Origin of the sequence: Aeromonas sp. (assembly GCF_050252055.1) — a bacterium.
GTDB classification, from domain to species: domain Bacteria; phylum Pseudomonadota; class Gammaproteobacteria; order Enterobacterales; family Aeromonadaceae; genus Aeromonas; species Aeromonas caviae.
In genome coordinates this window covers 390771-396979 of the sequence record NZ_JBFWLQ010000004.1, presented here as the reverse complement: position 1 = coordinate 396979, position 6209 = coordinate 390771, and the positions used below count along the sequence as shown (strand labels likewise).

The window sequence follows — 6209 nt, the reverse complement described above, 5'->3', positions numbered from 1 at the left end:
CAGAAGTGAAACGCTGTAGCGCCGATGGTAGTGTGGCATTCGCCATGCGAGAGTAGGACACTGCCAGGCACCCAATACAAGAAACCCCGCTCACTCGAGCGGGGTTTTTTATTGCCTGAAATTCAGCACTCACTGGAGGGCAAACGGGCACTATGGTGCTGTTCGTCGTTCACTTGTTGCCTGTACCGGAAAAAGTTGCGGCTGCTCTGGCCGCATTGAACCCACATGTTGGCTCTCTCCGTTTTCATCATTTTTCGCGTAATAACCCAGTCGGATCCGTTCTGTCTAAACCCGCCGCCCGCGCTGCGATTGGGGTTGTATCTGAATCATAACTCGGTAGAGTAAGGGGCATTCCGGGTTTGCCCGTGCCATGGTTTCGGTTTCTTTTTCTGGTATGGGACTCTCCGCCTGTTTTTATTCACCTTCACTCAGTGGTACCGATATGGAACAAGTAAACAAGTCAACCTTCAACGATGTGCTGGAATATGTGCGTATGTCCCGTCGTCAGAACAAGCTCAAGCGTGAAATCGCGGACAACGAGAAAAAGATCCGTGACAACCAGAAGCGGGTACTGTTGCTCGACAACCTGAGTGACTATATCAAACCCGGTATGAGCATTGACGAGGTTCAGGCCATCATCGCCAACATGCGGACCGATTATGAAGAGCGCGTAGATGACCATATCATTAAAAATGCCGAGCTTTCCAAGGAGCGCAAGGAGCTGAGTACCAAGCTGAAGAGTATGAGCACCAGCAAATAATACCGCCCCGCTCTCGTCAACACCGGCCTCTGGCCGGTGTTTCATTTTCATGCCGCAGCTCGGATCTCTTGCCGCGTTGCAACAATCGGCTCCCATTTTCACAATCGCCCTGTTAACATCGCTGCAAAGCGGTCAATAGATTTCAAGCCCTTGACTTGAAACGACTAAGCTTGATTGAAAGACAATAAATTGCGCAACCATGGTGGGGCTGATATGGGCGCATCAAAACAGACGGATTCAAATAAAGTGGCATCTCAGGATTCATCCGTACCTAATACGGACGGGCAACAGCAGCGTAAACGCCGACCCTGGTGGCGCTGGTTGTTCTGTTTTATCTTCTTGCTTTGCCTGGCTGCCGTGGTCGCCCTGGTGGGTTATGAAATGAAGACCTCCCGACTGCAGTCACAGGAGATCTCCCGCTATGCGGCCACCCTGACCTATCAGCTCGAACCCGGCCCCAGCAAGCAGATTGCCTTCCCCGACGACGGCCCGTTCGACAAGCGACTCGGTTATGTGCTGATGCCCATGATCCAGGAACGTCTCGTTCAGCGTGGCTACCAGGTGAGCGAACAGGTCCGTTTTTCCGATGCGCTCTACAACTACGCCAGCCACGGTTTCTTCGTGCCTTATACCGAGAAGGTCCAGGCAGGATTGACACTCTATGACTGCCGTGCCGAGCCTTTCTACCAGTACAAGTATCCGACTCATTACTATCCGGATTTCAATGCCATACCGCCCCTGGTCATCCAGTCTCTGCTGTTTATCGAGAACCGTGAACTCCTGAGCAACAAGGAACCGCTGGCCAACCCGGCCGTAGACTGGCCGCGCTTTGCCAAGGCGGCGCTGTCTCAGGTGGGCAAGGCGCTGGATATGCAGGATCAATCTGCTGGCGGCAGTACCCTTGCGACCCAGGTGGAAAAGTATCGTCATTCTCCCGATGGACTGACCGTTTCGCCGACCGAGAAGATCCGCCAGATGGTCTCGGCCAGCGTTCGTGCCTATCGGCTGGGGCCCGAGACCCTGGAGGCCCGCAAGCTGGTTGCCTGGGCCTACCTCAACTCGGTCCCGCTCTCTGCGGCGCCCGGTTATGGCGAGGTGCACGGTCTCGGTGATGGCCTCTGGGTCTGGTTTGGCGCCAATGTCGATGAGGTGAATCGACTGCTGGATCCCGCTCGCAACCAGGATTCTACCCTGGCCGAGCAGGGCCTTGCCTTGCGCCAGGTTGTCTCCCTGATGATCGCCCACCGCCGTCCTTCCTATTACCTGGCGCAGGGTAGAGAAGCACTGTCTACCCTGACAGACAGCTATCTGCGACTCTTCGTGCAGGAGGGAATGATCACGCCCCCCCTGATGGAGTCGGCTCTCAAGGCCAAGCTGGTCTTCCGCGATTTCCTGCAGGCACCTGCCATCACTCGAGTCAACAACAACAAGGGACTGCAGGTGGCTCGCACTCGTCTCAGTCGTCAGCTCGGGGTGCAGCTTTATGATCTGGACCGCATGGATCTGACGGCCAACACCACCCTCAATATGCCGCTGCAGAACGAGGTGTCACGGTATCTGCAGCAACTGGCAGACCCTGCATTCGCAGCCCAGGTGGGCCTGTTTGGTGAGCGCCTGCTCTCGCCGGAGAAGACGGGTGATGTGAAGTACAGCTTTACCCTGTTCGAGAAGACGCCGGAAGGGGTCAAGGTGAGGGTGCAGACCGACAACACGGACCAGCCGTTCGACATCAACGAGGGCAGCAAGCTTGAACTGGGATCCACCGCCAAGTTGCGGGTGCTGACGACCTATCTCGAGATTGTCACCGAGTTGCATGACAGCTACGGCAACATGCCGGTGGAGAGCCTGCGAAAGATCGAAGTGTCCGATCAGGACAACATCAGCCGCTGGGCCATCGCCTATCTGATGAGTGCCAAGGACAGAAGCCTGCCGGTGATGCTGGAGGCCGCACTGGACCGCAAGTATTCCGCGAGTCCCTATGAAGGCTTCTTTACCGGCGGTGGCATGCACACCTTCAACAACTTCCGCAAGGAAGACAACGGTCGCATCCCGCCCATTCGCGATGCGCTGCGGGAATCCATCAACCTGCCCTTCGTGCGCTTGATGCGGGACATCGTCCGCTACAGCCTCTACAAGGAGGGAAATCGTGCCCAGTTGTTGAAAGATGACAGGGATCCTCGCCGTACCGAGTATCTCGCCAAGTTTGCCGACAAGGAGGGGCAGACCTATCTGCTGAGGTTCTGGCGCAAATATCGCGGCAAGAGTGCAGAAGAGCAGCTCGATACCTTCCTCGATGGTCTCAAACCCAGCGCGGTGCGTCTCGCCGCGGTGCATCGCTATCTGATGCCGGAAGCCTCCCAGGCCGACTTTGCCGCTTTCCTGGCCAAGCGCCTGCCGCGGGAGAAATTGACCGAGAAGCGCATAGAGCAGCTCTATACCAATTACGGCCCCGGCAAATATTCTCTGCCGGATCAAGGTTATATCGCACGGGTGCATCCACTTGAGCTGTGGTTGCTTGCCTATCTCAAGGAGTTTGACAAGGCCACCTTTACCGATGCGGTAACCGCCAGCCGTGACGAGCGTCAGGAGGTCTACAGCTGGCTGTTCAAGACCCGTCATCGCAGTGCCCGGGATAGCCGGATCCGCACCATGCTGGAGGTTGAGGCCTTCCTCGACATCCATCAGCGCTGGGCTCGCCTGGGCTACCCGTTCGATCACCTGGTTCCGTCCCTGGCGACCGCACTGGGCAGCTCGGGCGATCGTCCTGCTGCATTGGCCGAGCTGATGGGGATCATCCAGAACGGTGGCGTGCGCGCCCCCACCCTGCGCATCGAACACCTCTCCTTTGCCAAGGGGACTCCCTTCGCCACCGTCTTTGAGCCGGCGAACACCCAGGGGGAACGGGTGATGCCTGCCGAGGTGGCCAACGCCTTGCGCAATGCACTCTCCAAGGTGGTGGAAGGGGGGACGGCGCGGCGCATCGCCGGGGCCTTCGCCTTGCAGGATGGTACTGTCCTGGCCCTGGGGGGCAAGACGGGGACCGGGGACAACCGGATCGAGACGGTGGGTCGCTACGGCAATGTGACCAGTTCACTGGCTCGCAACCGGACTGCGACTTTCGTCTTCTACATCGGGGATGATCACTTCGGCACGCTGACGGCCTATGTACCAGGCAGCCAGTCCGACAAGTTCCGCTTCACGTCGGCGCTGCCTGTACAGGTGCTCAAGGGGATGGCCCCCCTGTTGGTGCCCTATCTGCAACCCGCTACTCACACCCAGTGCATGGCGGGCAGCTGAGCGGACATCGCATGAAAAAACGGGGCCATTTCGGCCCCGTTTGATTATGTACTGCATGCCGCCATGAGGTGGACGTGAGTCATCACTTACAACAGATCTTCAATTTCACCGCGCAGGTACTGGTACATCTCGCGATAGGCTACCGGCGGCTTGTTCAGCTCCCGTTCCTTGTTGGCGGTGCGGATCAGCTGACGCAGCTTCTGGCGATCCAGCTCGTGGAACTGGGACATCAGCTCGTTGAGGGCGCTGTCGCCTTCGGTGATCAGCCGCTCGCGCCACTGTTCGAGGCGGTGCAGGCGGGCGTTCACGGTGGAGTGACGCATCTTGATGATGGAGAGAGCCTCTTCAATGGGGGCCACATCGCGGCTACGCATCAGACGGCCGATGAACTGGAGATGGCGACGGAAGGACTCATCCTTCTTCGGCTTGAGCTTGCGACCCAGCTCGACCGCTTCGGCAAGCTCTTCATCCAGGGGAATCTTCTCCAGCTCGCTGTGACTCAGGGAGACGATCTCTTCCCCCATCTTCTGCAATGCCTCGGCATCACGCTTGAGCTGGCTCTTGCTGGGGCCCCAGTCTTCCCACTCGTTGTCGTCTTGATATTGACTCATCGGTCTCTGTATTCCTGTCATTCACGTTTGGCGGATATGTTACCAGCTTCTCCCGCTGGGCGCAGGGGTCTGATATGCTTAGCCCCTTTCCTTCCCTTCATACAGATGTGAGTTATGGACCAGCAAGATCAAATCCGCCAGGATCAATCCCATCTCGAGGCCGTGGTCGCCGAGGCTCTTGAGATAGCGAAAGGGCTGGGCGCCGGGCTTGCCGAAGTCTCCATCAGCAAACAGACCGGCCTCTCGGTGAACACCCGGGGCTGCGAGCTGGAAAGCATCGAATTCAACAAGGATGGCGCACTCGGCATCGCCGTCTATCGCGACGGTTGCAAGGGGTCCTCCTCCACCACGGATCTGACCAAGCCGGCCATTCGCGCCGCTGTGGAAGCGGCCATGGAGATCGCCCGCCACACCTCTCCCGATGACTGCGCCGGTCTTGCGGATGCGGATCTGCTGGCCTGGGATGCCCCGGACCTGCAACTGTGCCACCAAATCGAGCTGGATCCCCTGCGTGGCATCGCGCTGGCCATCGAGTGCGAGCGGCTGGCCCTGGGGCGGGATGCCCGCATCAAGCACTCTGACGGAGCCAGTTTCTCCAGCCACCTGGGCGTCAAGGTCTATGGCAACAGCCACGGCTTCGTCAAAGGCTATGCTGCATCGCGCAACTCCCTGAGCTGCGTACTGATCGGCGAGCAGGATGGCGACATGCAGCGCGACTACGGCTACTCCTCCAGCCGCTCCCTGAACGGGCTGTGGAGCCCCCAGCGCATCGCTGACGAGGCGGTGGAGCGTACTGTTTCCCGCCTGGGGGCTCGCAAGATCAGTACCCGCCATGCCCCTGTGCTGTTCCACCCCGATACCGCTGCCGGTCTGTGGGGCCATCTGGTGATGGCCATCAGTGGGGGGAACCTCTATCGCAAGTCGAGCTTCCTGCTGGACAAACTGGGCAAGCAGATCCTGCCCGAGTGGCTCACCATCCAGGAGTTCCCCCACTTGCCGGGAGGACTTGCCAGCACCCCGTTCGACGGGGAAGGGGTTCGCACCCGCGACATGGACATCGTCCGCAGCGGCGAGCTGATGAGCTGGCTGCTCACCTCCTACTCCGCCCGCAAACTGGGCCTGACCACCACGGGCCACGCCGGGGGCATCCATAACTGGCAGGTCTCCAATACCGGCCAGGACTTCCAGGGCATGCTCAAAGAGATGGGCACCGGGCTGCTGGTGACCGAGCTGATGGGGCAGGGGGTCAACATCGTCAATGGTGATTACTCCCGCGGCGCAGCCGGTTTCTGGGTTGAAAATGGCGAGATCCTCTATCCGGTGGAGGAGATCACCATTGCAGGCAATCTGGCCGACATGTTCAGCCATATCGTGGCGGTGGGCAGTGATGAGGATGAGCGTTCCAGTCTCAAGACCGGCTCCGTACTGGTCGAGCAGATGAAACTGGCGGGGCACTGATCCCCCTCCGTCCGATCTGGTACACGGCCATGAAAAAGGCCCCCTCGCTTTGCGAGGGGGCCTTTTTATCGTCGGCTCATGGT

The 6209-nt window shown here is 58.9% G+C and carries 4 protein-coding genes; 3 read left to right on the top strand and 1 reads right to left on the bottom strand.

The window, feature by feature from the left end; translation table 11 throughout:
• The first annotated feature begins 442 nt into the window (after nucleotides 1-442).
• Both tmaR and AB7E19_RS10075 read left to right on the top strand, forming a co-directional pair.
• Complete coding sequence (gene tmaR / locus AB7E19_RS10080) at nucleotides 443-760, top strand: PTS system regulator TmaR (RefSeq protein WP_010672687.1); 318 nt, start codon at nucleotides 443-445, stop codon at nucleotides 758-760.
• A gap of 213 nt (nucleotides 761-973) precedes the next feature.
• Nucleotides 974-4057 carry a transglycosylase domain-containing protein gene (locus tag AB7E19_RS10075; protein WP_268451399.1) on the top strand — a complete coding sequence of 1028 codons (3084 nt, stop codon included), beginning with the start codon at nucleotides 974-976 and terminating at the stop codon, nucleotides 4055-4057.
• An 86-nt stretch (nucleotides 4058-4143) separates the two neighbouring features.
• Here AB7E19_RS10075 and yjgA read toward each other — a convergent pair whose 3' ends face one another.
• The gene (gene yjgA / locus AB7E19_RS10070) at nucleotides 4144-4668 is read right to left on the bottom strand and encodes a ribosome biogenesis factor YjgA (RefSeq protein WP_010672689.1); all 525 of its coding nucleotides are present in this window, start codon (nucleotides 4666-4668) and stop codon (nucleotides 4144-4146) included.
• A 114-nt stretch (nucleotides 4669-4782) separates the two neighbouring features.
• Here yjgA and pmbA point away from each other — a divergent pair, with 114 nt between their 5' ends.
• The gene (pmbA, locus tag AB7E19_RS10065) at nucleotides 4783-6126 is read left to right on the top strand and encodes a metalloprotease PmbA (protein WP_322131490.1); all 1344 of its coding nucleotides are present in this window, start codon (nucleotides 4783-4785) and stop codon (nucleotides 6124-6126) included.
• The last annotated feature ends 83 nt before the right edge of the window (nucleotides 6127-6209 follow it).